The sequence below is a fragment of the Lacibacter cauensis genome, from assembly GCF_007830055.1.
In the GTDB taxonomy this organism is placed as follows: Bacteria; Bacteroidota; Bacteroidia; order Chitinophagales; family Chitinophagaceae; genus Lacibacter; species Lacibacter cauensis.
In genome coordinates, this window is sequence record NZ_VLLE01000009.1 from 18,889 (window position 1) to 40,445 (window position 21,557).

Below are 21,557 nucleotides of genomic sequence, written 5' to 3' on the forward strand. Positions count from 1 at the left end.
GCTGAAATTATTTTAAAACCTTGAAATCGAACCCGACTCTTATTTTTTCCCATGCTACTGCAATCCTGCCAGCATTGTTATTTCCTGTTTCAATAAAATATTGCAGCCGCTCTGTATGATTAACTTTCTTCGGTTTCACCTTAATCCTGATAATATCATCCTTTTCATCATACTCTGTGGCAAGATGCTGTTTCCAATTTTTATTTAAAATCAATATCCATTCCTTTTTACCGGGAACAGTGAAGATAGCATATTTACCGGCTGGTATTTCTTTGCCATTAACAACAAATGCCTTTGGCATTTCCAGGGTAGTGGCATCATGTGCCCCTGTTACCCACACTTCATCATAAGGAACAAGACCGCCCCATATTATTCTTTTACGAACACCGGGAGAGTGATAATTGATTTTTATACTATCGCCATTAACGATAGCGAAAGCCATAGACTTGATACTTTTTTTAGCCGTGTCTTTAACAAGGTTGGGATTGTAACAAATCTCTTCTTTCTTTTGTGCTTGTGCTGTTACTGAAAATGCAGTCGCAATTATTAAAAGCAGTAAATAAATTTTCTTTTTCATGATACTATTTAATTTATATTTTTTCCGCACTGATTATTTGTACTTCCCCAAACATGGTTTTAAAACGGTTTTTAATGCCCACATTTTCAAACCCGGCATCGGAAATCATTTCAGGTAATAATCCTCTGGCATTTGCGTCTGTTGATTTGAATCCATCCAGGCCTCTTATTATATTAAAAAGCGTTCTTTGAACCCATGATCTGGAACGGCCAAAGTCGGCAATAAGTAACAGACCATCTTTATTCATAACCCGGAAGATCTCTGCCAGCATAGTTTGTTTTATATCTGTATCAAGGTGATGAAAAACCAGGCAGGATATTACTCTGTCAAAAGCATTATGCTGAAAGGGAAGATATTTCCCATCATAATCAAGCAACAAAATATCAAGTTTTTCCTCTTTTATCTTTTTTGCTGCTTTATCTAATATCTCTGTGTCAATATCAATACCTGTTACTTTTGCCTCCGGTGATAATCGTTTTGCCATGATAGTTAATGTAGCAGTGCCACAACCAAAATCAAGCAGCTTTGCACCGACATAGATATTTGCAGCTTTAATGAGATTTTGTTTGATTTTTTTCTCAGGCATAGTAACTGCAAGAAAAAAATCATACAAAGGCGTAAGCCATTTGAACCTGAGTGCCGGTATGAATTTGCTATTACTCATTTTACTATATCAGCCGGTATATTACTCTGTTGTTGATTGATTATTCCAGATCCTTATTTTGATGCGTTTCCAAATATTTTTTAAGTGCCTTTTCTCCAAACAGCTTAAACACTACCGGTGTAACGATCATATCCAGCAGTGTTGAACTTACCAATCCGCCCAATATAACAGTGGCGACAGGATACAAGATTTCTTTGCCTGGGGCAGTTGCATCCATCGTTAGCGGTATCAATGCAAAAGCGGCAACTAATGCGGTCATCAAAACCGGCACTAATCGCTCCAGTGAACCTCGGATGATCATTTTGTCTCCAAATGTTTCACCTTCATGCTGTACTAAATGGATGTAGTGGCTGATCATCATAATGCCGTTTCTGGAAGCAATACCCGTAAGTGTAATAAAGCCCACCATTGTTGCAATAGAAAAAACACCACCGGTAAGCATTACTGCAATTACACTGCCGATTAAAGCCAGTGGGATGTTCAGCATAATCTGCAACGCAATTCTGCTGCTTTTAAAATGGCTATACAAAACAAGGAATATACCTGCTACTGAAAAAATGCTGAGTATGGTAATTAATTTAGATGCTGATTGCTGGCTTTCAAACTGACCGCCCCATTGCAGATAATAGCCTTCCTGTAAGGGCAATTCTTTCTTTACTGTTTCCTGCATTTCATTTACAGTGCTTCCGAGATCACGGCCCTGCACATTGGCAGAAACAACAATACGACGCTGCGTGTTTTCATGATTAACTGCATTGATGCTGTTCTCCAATTCAATCTTTGCAATTTGTTGCAGCGGTATCAATGAACCATCTGAAGCTGCAATTTGAGTATTGCGGATTGCTTCAATATTTTTTCTTGTACTGTCATCAGTTCTTAATACAATATCAAAACTTTTCTGCCCGTCAATTATCTGGCTTACTACTTTACCATTGTAAAATATTTCCAGTTCATCCGCCACATTTCCTACCTGCAAGCCGTATCGCTGCACAGCCATACGGTCAAGTTTAATCATCAACTGCGGAACCATTACCTGATTTTCAATCTGCACATCCACCACACCCGGTACATTGGAAATAATTGATTTTAGTTGTTCGGCATTTGAACGGAGGGTTAATAGATCGTTTCCGAATATTTTAACTGCCACCTGTGCCCTTACTCCTGAAAGTAAATGGTCAAGACGATGAGAAATAGGTTGTCCAATGTTTACTGTAGTGCCTTTTAATACGGACAAATTGTTTCTTATATCTTCAAGCACTTTTGCTCTGCTTCGGCCTCCGGGTTTTAAAGCAACATCGATTTCTGAGTAACTTGGTGGTTCGGCATGTTCATCTAATTCAGCCCTGCCGGTTCGTCTGGAGGTAAGAGCTACTTCAGGTACCTTCAAAATTTGTTGCTCTGCTATTGTGCCAAGCTTATTGCTTTCCTCCAGCGAAGTGCCAGCCGGGGCCAATACGTTTACAGTAAAGCTGCCTTCATTAAAAGGCGGTAAAAACTCTGTACCAAAAAATGGGATAATACTGATGGAAGCGATGATTAATGCAATAGCTACACCTGTAATTACCTTTGGTCGTTTTAGCCCAAAATGCAGCAGTTTGATATCTTGTTTTTTAAGCCATCTTACCAAAGCACTGTCAGGTTCATGCACAGCATCAACAGAGGTTTCCTTTTTTTTGCGTTTCCAAAAGGCCAGATTGATATGGTGTAAATGATTTTTCTTTCCCAGCAAATAGCTACACAGTGCCGGTGTAACAGTAAGTGATACGATCAATGACGCAACAATGGAAGTGATATATGCAATTCCAAGAGGGGCAAATATCCTTCCTTCAATTCCCTGTAGATAGAACAATGGAATAAATACCAGTACAACAATGATGGTGGCATACACTATTGAATTTCTTACCTCACTGCTGGCATCATAAATTACTCTAAGTAATGGCTTTGGTTTTTCGCTAAGCCAATTTTCTTTTAACCTGCGATACACATTTTCTACGTCCACAATCGCATCGTCCACCAACTCTCCAATAGCAATGGCTAATCCACCGAGTGTAAGCGTATTGATGGAAATATTAAAGAATTTGAAAACGATAGCTGTTATTATAAGTGATAATGGTATTGCTGTAAGCGTTATGATTGTAGTCCTGAAATTGAGCAGGAACAGGAAGAGAATAATAATTACAAGAATAAACCCATCCCGTAATGCTTCTTCCACATTGGTGAGGGAGTTTACAATAAAGCTTTTTTGCTGAAATACATCTGTATTAATGTGAATATCTTTAGGAAGCGATGCTTTGATTTCTTCAATGGCATTTAAGGCTTCATCAGTAACGTCAATAGTGCTGGAACCAGGCTGCTTTTCAATACTAAGGATAACAGCCGGTTTCCCATTAAACGAACCATCGCCTCTTTTAATCGGCCCGCCGAATTTTACTTCCGCTACCTGTTTCAAAAGTACAGGTGCTGCATTTCTATTGCTTACAACCGTATTCGCTAAATCTTCTAATGTATTTGCACGACCAATATTTCTTATAAGTGTTTCAGAGCCTTTATTGTCAACAAAACCACCGGTTGTGTTTTGATTGGTTAGCTGCAAAGCATTATCTATATCGTCAATAGCAAGATTATACTGTCTCAATTTTTCACTTGAAATCAAAACCTGATACTGCATTCTTTCCCCGCCAATTGGAATTACCTGGCTTACACCTTTTACACTCATCAACCTTCTGCGTATCGTAAAATCAGCCAATGTTCTTAAGTCAGCAGGCGAAGTGGTATCACTGGTAACAGCTACCATCATTATCTGCCCCATGATAGAACTGATGGGCCCCATCACCGGTGTAATCCCTTTTGGTAATTGAATGTTCTGTAGTTTCTCAGCAGTCAATTGCCTTGCACGATACACATCAGTATTCCAATCAAACTCTACAAACACCATCCCTAATCCGGGACTTGCTACAGAACGGACTACTTCCACACCCGGCGCACCATTTAATTGTGTTTCTACCGGCAGGTTAACCTGGCTTTCCACTTCTTCAGGAGCCATACCATTGGCTTCTAAAAATATAGTTACTCTTGGCCGGTTTAAATCGGGTAATACATCCACCGGAAGATTAACCAAAGTAAACACACCGTACACCATAAGCAAGGCAGCCATTGATACTACCAGCATCCGGTTCTTCAGGGAAAAATGAATGAGTCTGTTCAGCATAAAATAAAATCTTTAATCGCCATTGTACTATGTTAGGCACTAACATTATAAATCATAGCAGGGAGTAACCCTGCTATGATTTTCTATACGTTTTAATGTTGATGGTTATGTCCATCTGCGGCAGGCTTGGCCTTTGTGGTAAGGTCAAACGATGCTGAAGCTGTTTTTCCGGCACTGGTAAAAGTCACAATTGCCTTATTGTACTTTTTAGTCTTGTCAAGTGTGTACATAAACCCTTCATTGCCGCTTGGACTTAATGAAATGGTTGAAGTTTTTCCGTCCGCCATTTGTATAACAGCCGTTCCGGTTACACCTGTATTCTTTATTGTCTTTTCTTTCCCATCCAGCAAATAGGCCATCACCATGCCGTCTTTTACACTTACTTCAATATGAAAATCACCGGCAGACTTAACTGTTCCACCATGTGGCGAACCATGTTTATGGTTGCCACCACTATGCTGAGCAAATGTTGTAAAAGTTGCTATCAGCATTACTGTCATCAGAATTGTTATCTTTTTCATTGTTTTAAATTTTATTGTTAGAAAATAAATTGAATATTAATGTTCCGCATGTTCGTCTTTCTTCATATCCATACCTTTCATATTGTCGGCATTGCCTTCTGCTACATTCATTACAAAGTCGCTGGTGTAAACTTTTCCTTTGCTTTGGAATTGAATCCAGCCACGATAGACACCGGGTTTTTCAAACGTAGTATGTAAATCAAATTTTCCACCTTCTACGCTTGGGTGTACATGCAAATATTTTTTATCGGCAAGGCTTACTACTACCATGTGGGCTTTTGCTCCGAGGTAATCTTCTAAGGTTGTTACATCCACTTCTTTGCCATTCAGCATCACTACTCCATTAATGTGCATGGCCATATTGGTTAAAAATTTACCACCTTCAGGAGTAAGTGAAACAGAGAACCCATCACCGGCGGTGCCGGTTAATTTATCTGCCCCATAAACTTTTGCGGCAGGTACCGTACCGGCTACTGTTACATTCAGGTAATCAACAGTATGATTGGCGCCGCTTGGTTTATAATCAGCAAACAACGTGTACTTGCCGGGGGCAGGAAATTTTTCTTTTACCGAATAAGAACCGTCAGCATTCAACTCAGGATGTATGTGGTCAAACCAGCTAAGGTCATCACTAACCACAATGAGGTGTATCTTTTTAGTGTGTTCAACATCCAAAGGAACCTGCTCAGTAGGTTTATCTTTTATTTTCGGAGTCATGGATAAAGTAACTTCTTCTCCCGGTTTTGGAGTTGCCGGATTACTTGTAAACTGCATACTAACATTGCTTGGGGCACCGGCATTGTCATTATGCTCCAGTTTCATTCCGCATTTAGGACAGGTATCTCCTTCTTTACCGGTAACTTCGGGATGCATGGGGCAGGCATAAATATGGTCGCCACCTTCATGTGTCATTTCCATTTTTGAGGAATCCTTGTCTGATGTTTTCGCTTCGCCACCGCTATTGTTGCAGGCACTAAAAATAGTTACGGTTGCAAGAGCCATAACAGCCATTGAAATTTTAAATTCTTTTTTCATTGATTTTATTTTTTTGGTTGATGAATTAATTATGATTTTGTCCCTTGTGATTTTGTACTTCTTTCTTTGTTTTTACTTTTGTAAGATTCATATTGCACTTTGGGCATTTGACGGCCTTATCATAAGTTTTATCTCCCTCGCACTTCATGGGGCATTGATAAATGGCGGCAACAGGTTTTGGTACAGCTTTCAAATCCATATTGCATTTAGGACATTTACCTGCTTTATCATAAGTTTTATCTCCCTCACATTTCATCGGGCATTGATAAACCACTGTATCCGCAACTGCAGTTTTATTTTTTGTTTTTGTTGATTGCGCATTTATAGCAGTGAAACCAAAAACCGCTATTGCCATCGAAAGGATGATTCTGATTTGTTTCATTTTTCTTCTTTTATAGTAAAAAATTATTTTGCTTTTCTGAATGATGAATGTGTCTGCACAATTTTCCAGCCTTCTTTTGATTTTCTTAAAACCGAAGTGGCTACACCCTGGCTTTTTATTTCTTTGCCATCTTTAGCAAGAATGATGGTATAGATATAAGTCTCTGTTGAGAAGGCGTATTCACCTGTTACAGTCACATCAACTTTATAGTCGCTAAAGGTGAAGGACTTAAAATCTTTTAATTCAGGCCCAAGGTGATGCTCCAGGTAATGACCAATGGTGCCTTCATCTTTTGCCTGCTCAAATACTTTGGAATCTTTTACGAAGAGATTCACTACACCTGTGGTGTCTAATTTTTCAATGGCTTTTTTGTAATTGTTTAATACTGTCTTTACAGCTTCTTTATCGCTGGTTTGTGTAAAGGCTACTGTACCTGTTGCCAGCAGCAAAAACATCATTAAAATTTTTTTCATGTTTGTTTATTTTAATTATTGATTTAAATACATCATTTTCATCTGATACACATTAGCAGTAACTATCCGTTCACCGTCTTCAGTGCCTTTGGTAATAACAGTAAACTTGTCATTGCTTTGCCCTTTTACTACGAAGCTGATGCTAAACTGTTCAGCCTTATCTTTTATAAAAATGGCTGGCTTACCGTTCACATCTGTAATTGCTTCATTGGGTATTACAACTTGTCGTATAACATTACTTCCTGTCATTCGCACATTTACATTTTCTCCAATCTTAAACTGACCTTTAGGATTGATAAGTTCAAATACTACTTTTTGAGATTGATTGCCGCTGTTAACAGATTGGGCAGTGCTAATCATTTTCAATTTATAAACCAGTGTATCCGCATTTGAAATGGTGGTAAACCCTGTTGCTGATTTCAATTTTTCAGCGTCTGTTGCAAATACCTGGGCTTCTACAAACACCTGGTCAAGGTTGGTTATTTCAAACAACGTTTCGCCGCCACTCACTACTGCACCTATTGCATAATTAAATGTGCCTACCACACCACTAACAGGTGATGTCAGTGTTATTGCTTTAGTATTGCCGGTATTTCTGCCGGTATTAGCATCAAAGAGGGCTTTGTTCCTTTTAGCACTTTCGTACCGGGCTTTTGCCTCTGTTATATCTTTCTTTGCTGCGATATCCTCAATAGCTTTCAATCTTTCATATTGAGCTTTGGCTGCTTCGTATTCTGCATTTACAGAGTTGCTTTGAGAAATGATACTGATCTGTGTTCCGGCATCCACCTGTTGTTCTATTACCGCCACTACCTGGCCCTTGCCAACCCGTTGACCAGGTGTAACCCTCAATGAAACTATTTTACCTGCCTGGGGTGATTGTATTACCGCTCTTCCTTGTGGTGCAGCAGTTACAGTTCCCAATAAAACAGATGACCCGTTAAAATCTCCTGTGCCGATTTTTTGGGTTTGGATATTGAAAAGAAATTGTGTTTCTTTTTCTACCATAAATATTGTGGATGAGCCTCCGCTTTTTTTTGCACCAGCTTCATCGTGACCATCGTGTGCAGATACTGAGTTATAAGTGGCTGTTGGCAGAAGGCAAAAAAGAATAATTGCCGTAGCGATAATTTTTCTGCTCCGGGTTTTATTGATGAAAAACATAACGATTAAACCAATAAGCAAACCAATCAGACCAAAAAACCAATTGCTGCTGTACCAGTGTGTATGAGCTGTATTTTCAGTTGCAGCAACGGTGAGTTCCTTACCCGTTTCGATATTATTCAACTGAATTAAATCAATACCGGCATAGCTGTTTATGCTTACTACAAGACTGTAAGCTTTCTTTTCAGGAAAGGTTGTTTTTAATTCATAAATTCCTTTTTCTATTCTTGAAACAACAACTTTTAAATTTGGATTACCACTAACAGTTATATTCAGCGTTGCACTGTCGATTGGTTTATTCGTATCAAATTCACTGATAAATAATTTAAGTACTGTTTCCTTGCCCGGAGTAATGGGATTGTACCTGAGCAGCAACTCATACTTATCAGAAAAGGCTTCCGCAGAAAAATAGCTGGTTGATGCAGCAATTGTTTTTTTTGCATCACCATGGTCTTCACCACCGTGTGCAAATGCCATTACAGGCAATGATAATAGTAATAGAATAATTATTCTTTTCATAACTGACCCATTAAGTATTGATAATTGATGACACTTAGATTATAATTTCTTACGGCTTCGAGGTATTTCTGATAAATGCTGTAGGCATCGTTATTATTCCGCATGAAACTGATATAGTCTATTTCGCCGCTTACAAAAAACCGTTGTGAAGTTGTAATTACTTCCTGAGCTTTTCTTAAACCCGTTTGCTGATAATATTGTACCGATTGCCAGTTAGCATTCATTTCGCTGCTTGCATTAATAACCTGTGCAGATAGTTCCTGCTGCAAACCTTCCTGTCTGCTTTGTATAACCTGCTGTTCAGTTTTGGCAGCACTGATATTACTCTTATACTGGCCAAACCACAGCGGTATGGTAATACCAAAGCGAAAACGGTTATTCCACTTAGTATCCCGTTCACCCTGGTTAAAATAGCCAAATGCCAAACCGGGTAATGCTTTACTTTTTTGCAAGGCTATATTTTGCTTTGCTACCGCTTGCTGTTGTTGTAATAATTGTACTGTCGGATTAGCAAGTAAAGCCATTGAATCCGGAACGATTGGAAATGGAGCCTGCGTGATATTAATTACCAATGGCTCTACTATAATGGAATCTTTAATACCGGTCAGCCATCGCAACTGTGCTTTTATTGCTTTTGATCTTGTGATGGATTGCAGGTACAGGTTATGAATTTCGCCGTATTGTGTTTCAGCAAATGTTTGTTGCAGGTAATCTATCTGCCCTGCATTAAACTGGCGGATCGCTGACAACTTAATTTTTTCATACAGTGTATCTTGTATATACAATTGCTTTACCAGTGAATCTGTAAACTGAGCTTCGAGGTAGAGGGCTTTTATTCTATACTTCAAATCGGCTTGTGTAATTTGTTGTTCCTTTTGGGCTACACCAATTTGCTGCTTTTGCAAACGGTATTGATTGCTGTAAACAGTGGGGAACTCAAATGACTGTGTGATACTACCTGTGTAAAAATTGCCAGTAGGGCTTTCCCAAAAGAACTCCGGGTTTGGCAGGTTAATAGCTGACTTCAGCAATTGTTGCTGCTGCTTAACCTGCAATGAAGCAGACTGAATATTTTTATTATTGGCTAAAGCTTTACTTACAGCTTCACTTTCAGTAAGCACTTGCTGTGCTGTAGCCGGTAATGCACTAATTCCGATAAGAAAAACTATGATACTATTTCTGAGCATAAAAAATGATTACGGTAAAACAAATAACCTCAGTTTGCCGGATGCAAAATGCAGGTGGATGAAGCCATTAAAGCTTCACCTGTTTTACTGTAATCAAATCTGAAAACTCTGTATCGCTATACGTATATCAGGAGGAGGATAAAAAAACCTGTCTTTGTATTTTGGAGGAAAGTCCTTATTTCCCTGTGATAAATCAATTCCCAAAAATGTGCTTACAATTGCAACAAACACCGGCACATCAATACCAGCATTCACATTTTGATTCAGATTCTTATCTAAGTTTTGAAATTTTTGTACGTCATCACTGCAGCATCCACCAGGACTTTTGGTGAACGATTTGCTATCTTCGGTTTGGATTTGTTTTGCAGGCTCACTATCATGCTGATATTTAGTACCATCCTGATGCTCATGAGTTATAGTTGCTGACGCCTCTTTCTCATGCACATGTTTTTTACCATCTGCATGTATATGTATTTCAGTTGCTTCTTCAACAGCATTATGGTTAGAAGTATTGAAGCCCATTTCCACACCCAAAGCACAGGCAAATCCTACCGCTGTATTTGATGCAAATACAATCAGCAGAAATAATGCTTTTAGTTGTATGGATAATCTACGTTTCATTTAGACGCTGTAAAAATAGGGCAATTCTTTGAATGACAATACTTGCCGAAGTGTAAAGGTAACAGGGCTTATGATTGGAAAGTTACAGAATTTTGAAAAAAACTTATAAAATTGTTTTCCCGAATACGTAAACGCATTTCCTAATTGCGTAACGGCTAATACTTTGTTATACAGCAATTTGCAGCCTAAAAAAAGGCTCATGAGAAAGAAAGGTGTTATAGTAGTTATTGCTCTGTCAATTTTTAGTGTAGCAAAAGCGCAAACAAAGGAAAAGGTACAAAATGCTGATACAAACCATTTGAAGTATTTACCTGATGTGACTGTTGTTGGTAGAAACAGCAAAAGCGATTATCAGCAAATGCCGGAAATTGTAGGCACTAATATTTATGCTGGTAAGAAAAATGCGTTGATAGTGTTGGATAATGTACAGGGAAATGTAGTGACCAATACCATGCGTCAGGTACTTGCAAAAGTGCCTGGTATCCATATTTGGGAAAGCGATCCAAGCGGTATTCAAATTGGTATTGCTGCCCGTGGATTAAGCCCTAATCGTAGCTGGGAATTTAACGTGCGGCAAAATGGCTACGATATCGCAGCAGATCCTTTTGGCTATCCTGAAGCTTATTATAATCCACAGCTACAGGCGGTACAGCGCATTGAAATTGTTCGGGGGCAAGGCTCTCTCCAATACGGCCCTCAGTTTGGTGGATTGATAAACTATATTTTGCGTAATGGTAATGAGATCAACAAACCCTTTGAATTTGAAACACAGCAAACAGTTGGCAGCAATGGACTGTTTAATAGTTATAATGCGATAGGCGGTAAAAAAGGGAAAGTTCATTACTATACTTTTTTTGATCATCGCAATGGAAATGGCTGGAGAGAGAACAGTCAATACTATACCAATGCAGGTTATGGAACAGTAACCTACAATTTCAGTTCTAAATTTTCTTTAACTGCTGAAATTATGCGTTCGCATATCCGTAGCCAACAGCCCGGTGGCTTAACAGATGCACAAATAAAACAGGATGCACAACAAAGTTTCCGCAGCCGCAACTGGTTTGACATAACATGGACAACGCCTGCATTAATCGCCAACTATCAAATAAATGAAAAGACCCGGTGGAATACAAAACTCTTTGGTACAGTTGGCGACAGAAACAGCGTAGGTTTTTTGCAATCAATAACCACAAGGGACAGCATTAATGCAACAACTCTTAATTATAATAACAGGGTTGTTAACCTTGACCAATACAGAAATTATGGTTTAGAAAGCCGCATCATAACTGATTATGCCATTGGTAAAATGAAAAATACTTTTTCAGGCGGCATTCGTTTATATACCGGTACTACCACAAGGCAAGCAGATGGTAAAGGAACTACCGGTACAGGGTATGATGTAACTGTGTCAGGCAACTATCCCAGGGATATAGAATTTAATTCTAAAAATGCTGCCGCTTTTGCAGAAAATATTTTTCGTGTTACAGATAAGTTGTTGATTATTCCGGGCATTCGCTATGAGTGGCTGGAAGGTTCTTCTTCAGGACGAAACGGATACACTTCCGGTGGTGCAGAAATAATTTTGCAAAATATTACACGCAGCCGCAGTTTCGTATTGGCAGGTGTGGGTGCAGAATTCCATGTTACAAAAGCTACGGAAGTATATGCAAATATTTCACAGGCATATCGCCCTATTCAATTTGCAAACCTGCAGGCGCCACCAACAACAGATGTAGTTGATCCTGATTTGAAAGATGCCAAAGGTTATAATATTGACTTAGGCTATCGGGGCAAATTGAAAAGTTTTATTCAATTTGATGTAAGCGGGTTTTATTTACAATACAATAACCGTGTAGGCACTATTACACCAACCGGGGCTACTTACCGTTTAATTACAAATGTGGGAGCCAGCACCAGTAAGGGTTTTGAAGGTTATGTTGAATTTAATCCCATCAGGGCATTTACAAAAAGCAAACATACAGATGTAATTATTTTCGGATCTTATGGATACACAGATGCCAAATACAGCGGCGACCATAAAGATGCCAATACAAAGGGTAAGAAGGTAGAAAATGCGCCTGCCCATATTTTCAGGGGTGGTATAACCGGCGGTTATAAAGGATTTTTATTAACAGCACAGATAAGCAGTGTTGGAGAAACATTCAGCGATGCGAATAATACGGTTGCTGCTTCTGCTAATGGAAATACAGGTTTGATTCCATCTTATACTGTAACTGACTTAACAGCTACATACAAATTTTCAAAAGGGTTAAATCTTAAAGCAGGAATAAATAATTTATTTGATGAAAGATATTTTACCCGTCGTGCAGGTGGTTATCCGGGGCCGGGGGCTTTACCGGCAGATGGAAGAACGTTCTTTATATCAGTCGGGGCAAAACTCTAAAAGAAAAGCGGCAGAAATATTTACTGCCGCTTTTTTATTTATACAGCCTTCGCTATTTTTTCCATAATGTGATGACTTTCTCCAAACTTACAAAGTGCATCGCAATGACTGCGGAGTTCCGAAAACAGGATGTATTTAATTACTACATTGTTTTGTTTAATTGCAGGGCGGGAAAGTTGAAGGCAAACGTCCTTCTCTCTTTTATCAGGTACTATCAGGTAGAATACTTCATCACCATCGGCTATAGTATAGCTTAAATCGGTCAGCCGCAAAATACCTGAATAAATACTGGTACTTTTTTCCACTTCAAAAGCTGCGGTAACATTATTAGTTCCTTTCTGAAACCACAATACATCAATCAGCTTTACCGTATTCAAAGTGTCTCTTTCCAAATCAATTTCAGGGAATTGCGGTAAACTCATAAATGAAAAACTGTTACCACAATGTGATTTGGAACGGTCATTCGATGCAGCAATAACGTCATAGCCCAAAGCATTCCCAATTTTTAACAAATGATATTGCATTTCTGTATGCAGATTTTCTTCGTCTTTTTCCTGCTGCACACTTTCCTGACGCTTCTCTATTAGTTTTTCTAACTTTTTGCGTTCGGGTTCTGATAAATATACATCACTTCCTAAAATCAGTTTCTGTGTTCCAATCTCAAACAATAAGCCTGCAATAGCTCCCAGATCGGATGATAATTCGGATCGGTGCTGGCTATTGGTATCAATCATTACCTCTCTCAGCTTCAGGTATTCACTCCAGCTACCTAATTTCTTTTTGTCTTTGTATAAAAAATTAAAGCCGTTAATGATAGCTGTGTTAAACGGGGGAATAATAGTGGGATGCAGAAAATAAAGAATGCTTGCAACTGCAGGTCCAAGTCCTTTTATTTTTAAACTATCAAGCCTGATGATTTCTTTAATAATCTGTTCTTCTGATTTTGCATTCAAACAGTTTTCTAAAAACTGTCCGAAAGCCTGCTTATTGTTTTCGTTCTCATATATATCGGGTATCCTAAGTTTAGGCTTCCAGTAAAACGGATGAGATGCTCCTTCAAATACCTGCTTTTGCTCAGTGATGCAGGTAAGGACAAACTCAAGGGAGGAACCTTTGAAATCGTTGGGGAATTTTTTACTCTTAATATCCTCAATCACCTGCATTACTCCTCGCCGGATGGAACGAAAAGCTTTAAGTCTTTCTTCATTATTGATAAACCAGGTATTGTAAACTGATTGTTTATCCTCTTTGTATTGCCGTATGAGTTGGGAAGGATTTTCAGACATTTGACTACTTAATAAGTTAGCATTTAAAAAAATTACCGCTCCTTTTAAACAGCGGTAATTTAAGTAAATCTTTTGTATCAGTTATAAATATCCATTAAGCAGAATGTTACAGATCTTGAACTTCATGCCCATTCACAAACTGTTCTTGCTATATCCCTGGCTACCTGAATAAATGTTTTTATAATAAGAATTACCTGTTCTAAAATAAGTCTGCACCTGGCTTTATTTTTTTAAAGATTAAGCATATACATATCCTAATGCCAATGTGCTCCATACTTGTGCATTTGTTCTTGTCATAATGGGCGATGGCTTTAATACTTCTGAAGGATTAGGATGTGTAGCAGCGGGGTTTAACACCTGCCAGTCTGCAAATAACTTATCTATAAAACCATGATGTAACCAGAAGATTGGATCGGCAGGTGATGAAGCCGTTCCCATGGTGCCGCCTACTAAACCATGCAGCCTGTTATGGAAAGGTGATGCTTCTAACTGAGAAGAAAAAGAAGCAAAAGCGGTATTCGTCATAAGGGCAGCATGCTGGGCGGCCGTTGGCAATAAAGTATCGTTGAATGAACCGCCTCTTGTAATTCCCCAACGGGTAAAGTCAGCACTGTTGTTTAACTGAGGTGGTATATACCTGTCTTCTATCCAGTTCCAGTAAGGAATTGTTACCAAGGGATTGATAGCTATTAATCTTGCTTCCAATTTTGCCATGTATTCCCTGTGCCATGTTAAAAAATTTACACCTCCATGTGCACCCCACATGTGCCCGGCAGGTGTTGTCATTGCCTGCACATGTATTTGTACAAATTCCTGGTAAGTTGGTGCAGGTGTATCCGTATCGGCTAATGCTTCAATAGCATAAATAAAACGACTCCATTCTAATGGAGTAAGATTTTTTTGATTTTTCCGACGGCGGTATTTTGGCCTGCAAAAATATTTATGCCAAAACCAATGTGGGTCAAGTAAATCTTTATGCGAAAACTTTTCAGGAATAAACTGTAAATCTTCAACGTCGATTTTTAATCCAGGTGATTTGATTTTTTGTTTGCCAATTTCTTTTGGAGCTTCTTTTAAAAGTTGCCTCATTTGAACTGGGCTGATTGTCCATTCCTTTATACTTTTTGTTTTGCGGGGGAATAATTTACCGTGTGCCATGATATGAAAGGTTTAAGGTTTACGTTATTTTAATGCTAAAAAAGAATAAACGTCTCGTATTACTTATAGCGAAGAAGGGGTGTCAAGCGACATTACACTATTCGAAACTTAAATATACCACCGATGTATGAAGATATCAATACCACGAAAGTGGTATATTTTGCTTGTAGCGGGGTCTTCTTTTTCTCAAACATTCTCATTTAATGATAGTCGGTGCAGATGCAGCAGTAGCATTTTTTAGCCTGATATAATAGCTTTAAAAATTCAATTTCTTTTATCAGTTGTTCATATAAATCAAAAAAAAAGAAATAATGCTGTAAGTTTTTTCAACAACATTAATCCAATAATACTTATGTCCGGTTTTACATCTTCATACCCTCCATCGGGTTGGCTCCTTTTTTAAAAATATATTCGCTTTGCAACAGGTAAGCACCTGTTATTACTACCACATCGCCAACATTTAATCCGGATTTTATCTCTATTCTGTCATCACTTTCCAAACCAGTTTCAACCATCACACTTTTATAGGTTTTGCTGGTTGTTTGTATCCATACTGTTGCACCCTTTCCATCACGGATGACAGCATTGATAGGTAATGCAAGTGTTTTGCGTTGCGAACTTTTCAGTAACACATAAGCTGGCATGCCGGGTTTCAATTGATTGCCGGTGTTTGGAATAGATACACGAATGAGATTGATTCTTGTATCAGGGTTGATCTCAGGGTTTACAAATTCAATACGTCCTTTAATTTCTTTGTCCTCTATATCGGGCAATTGAACAGTAGCTGTTCCGTTGAGATCAATTTCTGAAAGTTGCGAAGTGTACACTTGTGCTTCTGCCCAGAGAGTAGAGAGATCAGCCAGCTTTACAATAGTTCCTCCTTCCATCACATAATCGCCTTCACGAATATCGAGTGCAGTGATGTAGCCAGATGCCGTACTGTAAAACGTTGTAAGAGCCGGGTTTTTCTTTATTTTCGCCAGTTCATTGATTTGGGATTCACTCAATCCCCACAACAGTAATTTGTTTTTGGCACTCTGCAATAACTGATCGAAGTCGATAGCTGTTTCATTAGCAAATGTTCCCTTCCGATCCAATGCAAGAAGGTATTCCTGCTTGGCGTTGTTGAGGTCTTCGCTGTAGATCGCATATAACGCTGCCCCCTTGCTTACATAATCGCCCAGGTTTTTGAAATATAGCTTTTCAACTCTTCCCATTACTCTTGAACTCACAGATGATGTTTTCATCTGGTCGAAGTTGAGGCTGGCAGTTAATACCAACTGATCACCGATTGTACCACTGCGAATAGTGTCGGTTTGAATATTGCCCAACTGTATCTGTTGTTCACTCAACTGTATTTCATCTTTCTTTTCCCCGTTGCTTTTCTTAACTGGCGTAAGATCCATTTTACAGATGGGGCATTTGCCGGGCTTATGTTCAATCACCTGCGGGTCCATTGAGCAGGTATAGTACACATCGCTTTCTGTATGCTCATGAGATTTGCTCTTGCATGAAAAAAGAACAGAAGCAGAAATCAGAAGTATAAAAAGATACCGCATAATTATTGTTTTACTTTAATAAAGCTTTCGCTGTCCATTAAATATTGAGCATTAACAGCAACCGAATCAGTTGATGTTAATCCGCTGATGATTTGAATATGTTCCATGTGTAAAATCCCGGTGTTCACTTTGTGTGCTTTAAACCCTCCGTCCACTTTTTGAAACACCACTTTGTCAAGCCCAAGTGATAACACTGCTTCTTTAGGTAACCAGTAAGCATCTTTTGAATTACCATAAATGAAGGCTCTTACCTGGCTGCCGATAGGAATTTTTAAATTGTTGTTATTAAAGTACACTCTTGCTGTTAAAGTTTTACTCTCTTTCCGGTAGAAAGGTTCAATAAAATCAACACTTGCCCTGAAATCTTTGTTGGGTGCTGTTTCGGGAACTATTCTTACGCTGTTTCCTTTTTTAACCAAGCCCTGGTTGTCTCCAAAAATGTTTAGTAATGCCCATGCTTTATTTGGGTTGTAGACGATAAAAACCGATTGGCCTTTGTTTACATACATGCCTTCTTTTAGTGAAAGCTCTTCTGTTAATTGCGATACATCTTTCATTCGTTCGGGTGATAAATTCATTGAAGCACCGGCTGATTCATGAATATGTCCGCTGTAATTACTGTACACAGCAATTGTAAAAGCAGTTTGTTTGGTTTGTATCACCTCTTGCAATTGCCGGCTGCTCATGCCCAGTAATAATAATTTTTCTTTCGCTGCTTCAATCATCGTTTCGTTAGCTGCATCATTCTTCAACAGGAACAATAAATTCTGTTGAGCCGTCAATATTTCCGGACTATAGATATCCATGATGCGCTGTCCTTTACTAATCTTCTGGTAACGGTGACGTACGTACAGTTTTTCAATCCGTCCGTTTACTCTCGCTGAAATAGTTCCAACTTCTTTTGTGTCGTAAGCAATGGTTCCCAATGCTTCTATTTCAATCTGCTCCTCTCTTTTTTCAATTGCAGTAACAGGAATGGAAGAAACTACAAACTCGTTGGTTGGTTTAAGTAAGGCATCCAAACCAATTTCAGTTGATGCTGTGCCACCAGTTTCTTTCTTGACCAAATCCATTCCGCAAATAGGGCATTGCCCGGGTTTATCCCGAATAACTTCCGGATGCATGGGACAGGTATATTCCACTGCTTTATTCTCCTGCTCATGATTTTGCGGCATAGCAGGTTGCTTCATCTTTACCAATTCCATTCCACACTTGGGGCAAGTGCCAGGCTTATCTCTGAATACGGAATCCTCTGGCATGGGACATGTGTACATGTCTTTTGTAACCTCTTGCTGATGGCTGTCATGCGGGTCTTTGTTATTCTTGCAGGCACCTGCAATGAATACAAAGAGAATTGCTGTTATATAAATCAGTTGTTTCATTTCTTTTCAATTAACCGTTCAATTGTTACCTGCAGTTTCAAAGCCTGGTTGAGCAACTCTGTATATTCCAGTTGCGTCATATACAAAGTTTCCCATGCATCATAAAGCATAAACAGTTCTTCTGTATTTTGTTCATAGCCCAACTGCATGGTTTTGTAATTATTCTTCAATGCAGGAATAATGTTATCATCATAGAGCTTGAGTTGTTTGCTTTTCAACTCCAGTTCGTTGCGCATGCCATAAGCCATGCCACTATATTCATTTAACATCATTTCTTTTTGCGATTGAAGGGCGCTGGCTTTCCACTTCAAACTCTCCATATTTGCTTTATTCATTTTGGATGACCATTTGGTAAGTGGCAATTTCATCATGCCCATTAATGAAAATTGCATGGGTAACCCTCCAAAGCCAAACATGTGTTCATAGCGGATACCGAATTGGGGTTTGAGACTTTGCTTTTCTGTTTCCTGCTTTAACCATGTAAGCGTAATGTCTTTATCAATTGCTTTCAGATCACTTCGGTTGTTGTACAGGAGTGTGCTGTCAAATACAAGTGATGAGTAATCGTTCAGTTTATAAGTAGTATCAATATCGAAATTGATCATTGCATTTCGACCCATTAATGAGTTGATGCGAATGCGTTTTTCTTTAATGTCGTTTTCAAACATCAAACGCATGTTCTGCACATTACCCAATGCAGCTTTGGCTTTGTAATAAGCACTTATTTTTTCTAAACCATTTTTATAACGTATCTCCGCATTTTTGATCATGAAATCCAGCAGCTTCTCGTTTTGATCAAGAATTACCAGTTTCTTTTTCAAAATGATCCATTCATAATAAAACTGCTTTGCATCATTTATCAATTCGTTAAGCGACGCATTCTTTTTTTCTTTCTCCACAGATGACATGGCTTCCATATACTTTGCATCGGCATTTTGTTTTTGTTTATTGGGAAACATTTGTTGCCCACCGATCATATACTGACCCATACCTTCTTTGAAACTACCCATGCCATCATCCATTTTTTTCCAACGATTGGGATTGTATGGCGTCATCCACAAGCCACTACTGAATTCAGGCGGCATCCAGCTTTTTGCACCTTTTGCTGCTTCATCCATCGAGCGGATCTCATAGTTGTACATTTTTACAACAGGATGTTGTGTCCTGATGCTGTCTGTTATCTCACGCAGGCTCATTACCTGCTGAGCCGAAATGGTTGAAACAGATAGAATAAACAAAAGCATGAATAGGATCTTCTTCATTAGTAACTAATTTAAGAACAACAATCTTTATCTTTTTGAACAGGCGGACATGCGGCGGAACCAAAAGAACAAAACACACAACAATCACCCTGCTTTGGCATTAAAATCGTTTTGCAATTTTTACACTCATAAAAATATTGACAAGCACCAACGGGCATTTCTTCCTCTTGCTGATGTTTGCAATAAGGACAGGTAATGGTTGATGTAAGTAACATCTTCATTGGTTATTATTCTTTAACATCAATCAAATCAATTTTACCGTTACGTTTTAATTCTCTTTCCTTTATCATTTCAAAAATCACCGGAGTAATTAGTAGCACATAAATAGTAGATGAAATGGTGCCGCCAATTAATGGGATGGTGATTGGGCGCATAATATCACTGCCTACCCCTGTAGCCCAAAGAATGGGGATCAAACCAAACAGCCCAACAGATACCGTCATTAGTTTGGGCCTTAATCTTTTTGCAGAACCTTCAATTACAAATTCACGAATGATGGCCGGTGTAAGTGTTGCCTTACTGTTACCATGTTTGGCCACCATGTTCTGCATGGCTTCATTGAGATAGATCGTCATCAGCATCGCTGTTTCAATGGCCATACCAAATAAAGCGATGAAGCCAACAGCAACAGCCACTGATAAATTAATACCATAGAAGTACACCATAAACACACCGCCGATTAATGCAAACGGAACAGTGAGCATGGTTACTGCTGCTTCTTTAAATGAATGATACGTGAAATATAACACCATGAAGATGATGATAAGCACAATGGGCAGAATCGTCTTTAACGTTTGGTTGGCCCGAATCTGGTTTTCCCATTGACCGCTCCATTCAAGAAAATAACCTTTGGGTAGTTTAGTGATCATTTGGTTCAGCTTTGTCTGCGCTTCTTTAACAGTGCTGCCCAAATCTCTTTCACGAACATTGAACAATACGGTTCCTCTTAACATTGCGTTTTCTGAGTTGATCATCGGTGGGCCATCACTCAATTTAATATCTGCCACTGCTTCTAATGGAATGGGGCCGAAGTCCATTGTTTGTACCTGTAAACGTTTTAATGCTGAGAGATTATTACGGAAATCCTGTCCATAGCGAGCATTTACAGAGAAGCGTTGGCGGCCTTCAATCGTTGTTGTGAGTTTCATACCACCCAATGCACTTTCAATGACAAGATTTACATCATCAACACTCAAGCCATAACGTCCGATCTCTTCACGCTTCACTTCAATATCGATGTATTTACCGCCGGTGATCGGTTCAACATACAGATCTTTCACACCATCAATTCCTTCCAGTTGTTTTTTGATGGTTTGCGCAAATACATAAATACTGTCGAGGTTTTGTCCGTATACTTTCAATCCTACATCGGTACGGATACCTGTGGAAAGCATATTGATACGGTTGATGATGGGCTGTGTCCATCCGTTGGTAACACCGGGTATCTGCATTTTTGCATTCAGCTCATTGATGATGCCATCTTTGGTCATGCCATTCCGCCATTCACTTTTTGGTTTTAAGAGAATGATGGTTTCAATCATGCTGATGGGAGAATTATCGGTTGCAGTATTAGCACGCCCAGCTTTACCCAACACATGTACTACTTCAGGAATTGTGCGAATGAGTTTATCCTGTACCTGCAACAATCGTTTTGCTTCTGAGTTAGAAACATCCGGCAAGGTAACCGGCATGAACAACAAAGAACCTTCATCTAATGGTGGCATAAATTCTGAACCCAGGCGGGTCATCATAACAATGCCCACAGTGAGTGCGACTATATTGATACCAATGGTTGTTTTACGCCATTTCAAACACCATTTCAATATCGGTGTATAAATTCTTTCCAATGTTCTTGTAATTGGATTGGCGCTTTCTGGTTTTAATCGACCCTTCAAAAAAAAGGAAATCAATACCGGTGTCAATGTAATTGCTAAAAAGGCATCTATTAAAAGGATGAAAGTTTTAGTCCAGGCCAGCGGATGGAATAGTTTGCCCTCCATGCCTGTAAGCAGGAAAACAGGAAGGAAAGAAGTAACCACAATAATGGTAGAATAGAAAACACCAGGGCCTACTTGTTTAGATGACTTTTCAATAATGTCATTTCTTTCTTCTGATGTCAGCGGGTCTTTATTTCGTTTGAACCACTTTGCCATGT

The 21,557-nt window shown here is 38.9% G+C and carries 18 protein-coding genes; 1 reads left to right on the forward strand and 17 read right to left on the reverse strand.

Features of this window, described 5'->3' with window-relative positions; translation table 11 throughout:
- Positions 1 to 7: 7 nt before the first annotated feature.
- From IQ13_RS21085 to IQ13_RS21130, 10 genes are all read right to left on the reverse strand, one after another.
- Positions 8 to 577 carry a DUF2911 domain-containing protein gene (locus IQ13_RS21085; RefSeq protein WP_144888733.1) on the reverse strand — a complete coding sequence of 190 codons (570 nt, stop codon included), beginning with the start codon at positions 575 to 577 and terminating at the stop codon, positions 8 to 10.
- A 13-nt stretch (positions 578 to 590) separates the two neighbouring features.
- Positions 591 to 1,241 (reverse strand): class I SAM-dependent methyltransferase, encoded by a 651-nt coding sequence (locus IQ13_RS21090; protein WP_144888734.1) that lies wholly within the window; start codon positions 1,239 to 1,241, stop codon positions 591 to 593.
- 40 nt (positions 1,242 to 1,281) lie between these two features.
- Positions 1,282 to 4,449, reverse strand: a complete 3,168-nt coding sequence (locus tag IQ13_RS21095) for an efflux RND transporter permease subunit (RefSeq protein ID WP_144888735.1) — start codon at positions 4,447 to 4,449, stop codon at positions 1,282 to 1,284.
- Between the two features lie 92 nt (positions 4,450 to 4,541).
- A complete protein-coding gene (locus IQ13_RS21100; RefSeq protein ID WP_144888736.1) occupies positions 4,542 to 4,970 on the reverse strand; it encodes a hypothetical protein in 429 nt (142 codons plus the stop codon).
- 36 nt (positions 4,971 to 5,006) lie between these two features.
- A complete protein-coding gene (locus IQ13_RS21105) occupies positions 5,007 to 6,005 on the reverse strand; it encodes a DUF8832 domain-containing protein (RefSeq protein WP_144888737.1) in 999 nt (332 codons plus the stop codon).
- A gap of 25 nt (positions 6,006 to 6,030) precedes the next feature.
- A complete protein-coding gene (locus tag IQ13_RS21540) occupies positions 6,031 to 6,387 on the reverse strand; it encodes a heavy metal-binding domain-containing protein (protein WP_199758331.1) in 357 nt (118 codons plus the stop codon).
- A 23-nt stretch (positions 6,388 to 6,410) separates the two neighbouring features.
- Entirely contained in the window at positions 6,411 to 6,860 is a 450-nt protein-coding gene (locus IQ13_RS21115; protein ID WP_144888738.1) for a YybH family protein, read from the reverse strand.
- Between the two features lie 15 nt (positions 6,861 to 6,875).
- Complete coding sequence (locus tag IQ13_RS21120; RefSeq protein ID WP_144888739.1) at positions 6,876 to 8,543, reverse strand: efflux RND transporter periplasmic adaptor subunit; 1,668 nt, start codon at positions 8,541 to 8,543, stop codon at positions 6,876 to 6,878.
- The gene (locus IQ13_RS21125; protein ID WP_144888740.1) at positions 8,540 to 9,730 is read right to left on the reverse strand and encodes a TolC family protein; all 1,191 of its coding nucleotides are present in this window, start codon (positions 9,728 to 9,730) and stop codon (positions 8,540 to 8,542) included. The genes IQ13_RS21120 and IQ13_RS21125 overlap by 4 nt, the downstream gene beginning before the upstream one ends.
- Before the next feature lie 93 nt (positions 9,731 to 9,823).
- Entirely contained in the window at positions 9,824 to 10,351 is a 528-nt protein-coding gene (locus IQ13_RS21130) for a hypothetical protein (RefSeq protein WP_144888741.1), read from the reverse strand.
- Between the two features lie 199 nt (positions 10,352 to 10,550).
- Between IQ13_RS21130 and IQ13_RS21135 the strand changes: the two genes are divergently transcribed.
- Positions 10,551 to 12,755, forward strand: coding sequence for a TonB-dependent receptor family protein (locus IQ13_RS21135; protein WP_144888742.1), 2,205 nt, complete (start codon positions 10,551 to 10,553; stop codon positions 12,753 to 12,755).
- 38 nt (positions 12,756 to 12,793) lie between these two features.
- On the opposite strand, the gene IQ13_RS21140 is transcribed toward IQ13_RS21135, so the two are convergent.
- The 7 genes from IQ13_RS21140 to IQ13_RS21170 form a co-directional block, all read right to left on the reverse strand.
- Positions 12,794 to 14,041 carry a type II restriction enzyme NmeDI-related protein gene (locus IQ13_RS21140; protein ID WP_144888743.1) on the reverse strand — a complete coding sequence of 416 codons (1,248 nt, stop codon included), beginning with the start codon at positions 14,039 to 14,041 and terminating at the stop codon, positions 12,794 to 12,796.
- A gap of 237 nt (positions 14,042 to 14,278) precedes the next feature.
- Positions 14,279 to 15,130, reverse strand: a complete 852-nt coding sequence (locus IQ13_RS21545; RefSeq protein WP_199758332.1) for a tyrosinase family protein — start codon at positions 15,128 to 15,130, stop codon at positions 14,279 to 14,281.
- A gap of 431 nt (positions 15,131 to 15,561) precedes the next feature.
- Entirely contained in the window at positions 15,562 to 16,758 is a 1,197-nt protein-coding gene (locus IQ13_RS21150) for an efflux RND transporter periplasmic adaptor subunit (RefSeq protein ID WP_144888744.1), read from the reverse strand.
- 2 nt (positions 16,759 to 16,760) lie between these two features.
- On the reverse strand, positions 16,761 to 18,140 hold the full coding sequence (locus tag IQ13_RS21155; RefSeq protein WP_242009599.1) for a heavy metal-binding domain-containing protein: 1,380 nt from the start codon (positions 18,138 to 18,140) through the stop codon (positions 16,761 to 16,763).
- Positions 18,137 to 19,402, reverse strand: a complete 1,266-nt coding sequence (locus IQ13_RS21160; protein ID WP_144888745.1) for a TolC family protein — start codon at positions 19,400 to 19,402, stop codon at positions 18,137 to 18,139. The genes IQ13_RS21155 and IQ13_RS21160 overlap by 4 nt, the downstream gene beginning before the upstream one ends.
- Before the next feature lie 11 nt (positions 19,403 to 19,413).
- The gene (locus tag IQ13_RS21165) at positions 19,414 to 19,623 is read right to left on the reverse strand and encodes a GDCCVxC domain-containing (seleno)protein (RefSeq protein WP_144888746.1); all 210 of its coding nucleotides are present in this window, start codon (positions 19,621 to 19,623) and stop codon (positions 19,414 to 19,416) included.
- 6 nt (positions 19,624 to 19,629) lie between these two features.
- Positions 19,630 to 21,555, reverse strand: coding sequence for an efflux RND transporter permease subunit (locus IQ13_RS21170; protein WP_144888747.1), 1,926 nt, complete (start codon positions 21,553 to 21,555; stop codon positions 19,630 to 19,632).
- Between the last annotated feature and the right edge of the window lie 2 nt (positions 21,556 to 21,557).

What these genes read in the sequence shown, in the direction of transcription:
- IQ13_RS21100 (WP_144888736.1), bottom strand. Translation starts at nt 4,970, where the DNA reads ATGAAAAAGATAACAATTCTGATGACAGTAATGCTGATAGCAACTTTT.
- IQ13_RS21140 (WP_144888743.1), bottom strand. Translation starts at nt 14,041, where the DNA reads ATGTCTGAAAATCCTTCCCAACTCATACGGCAATACAAAGAGGATAAA.
- IQ13_RS21545 (WP_199758332.1), bottom strand. Translation starts at nt 15,130, where the DNA reads ATGAGGCAACTTTTAAAAGAAGCTCCAAAAGAAATTGGCAAACAAAAA.
- IQ13_RS21135 (WP_144888742.1), top strand. Translation starts at nt 10,551, where the DNA reads ATGAGAAAGAAAGGTGTTATAGTAGTTATTGCTCTGTCAATTTTTAGT.
- IQ13_RS21115 (WP_144888738.1), bottom strand. Translation starts at nt 6,860, where the DNA reads ATGAAAAAAATTTTAATGATGTTTTTGCTGCTGGCAACAGGTACAGTA.
- IQ13_RS21130 (WP_144888741.1), bottom strand. Translation starts at nt 10,351, where the DNA reads ATGAAACGTAGATTATCCATACAACTAAAAGCATTATTTCTGCTGATT.
- IQ13_RS21165 (WP_144888746.1), bottom strand. Translation starts at nt 19,623, where the DNA reads ATGAAGATGTTACTTACATCAACCATTACCTGTCCTTATTGCAAACAT.
- IQ13_RS21150 (WP_144888744.1), bottom strand. Translation starts at nt 16,758, where the DNA reads ATGCGGTATCTTTTTATACTTCTGATTTCTGCTTCTGTTCTTTTTTCA.
- IQ13_RS21105 (WP_144888737.1), bottom strand. Translation starts at nt 6,005, where the DNA reads ATGAAAAAAGAATTTAAAATTTCAATGGCTGTTATGGCTCTTGCAACC.
- IQ13_RS21085 (WP_144888733.1), bottom strand. Translation starts at nt 577, where the DNA reads ATGAAAAAGAAAATTTATTTACTGCTTTTAATAATTGCGACTGCATTT.
- IQ13_RS21120 (WP_144888739.1), bottom strand. Translation starts at nt 8,543, where the DNA reads ATGAAAAGAATAATTATTCTATTACTATTATCATTGCCTGTAATGGCA.
- IQ13_RS21090 (WP_144888734.1), bottom strand. Translation starts at nt 1,241, where the DNA reads ATGAGTAATAGCAAATTCATACCGGCACTCAGGTTCAAATGGCTTACG.
- IQ13_RS21095 (WP_144888735.1), bottom strand. Translation starts at nt 4,449, where the DNA reads ATGCTGAACAGACTCATTCATTTTTCCCTGAAGAACCGGATGCTGGTA.
- IQ13_RS21125 (WP_144888740.1), bottom strand. Translation starts at nt 9,730, where the DNA reads ATGCTCAGAAATAGTATCATAGTTTTTCTTATCGGAATTAGTGCATTA.
- IQ13_RS21155 (WP_242009599.1), bottom strand. Translation starts at nt 18,140, where the DNA reads ATGAAACAACTGATTTATATAACAGCAATTCTCTTTGTATTCATTGCA.
- IQ13_RS21540 (WP_199758331.1), bottom strand. Translation starts at nt 6,387, where the DNA reads ATGAAACAAATCAGAATCATCCTTTCGATGGCAATAGCGGTTTTTGGT.
- IQ13_RS21170 (WP_144888747.1), bottom strand. Translation starts at nt 21,555, where the DNA reads ATGGCAAAGTGGTTCAAACGAAATAAAGACCCGCTGACATCAGAAGAA.
- IQ13_RS21160 (WP_144888745.1), bottom strand. Translation starts at nt 19,402, where the DNA reads ATGAAGAAGATCCTATTCATGCTTTTGTTTATTCTATCTGTTTCAACC.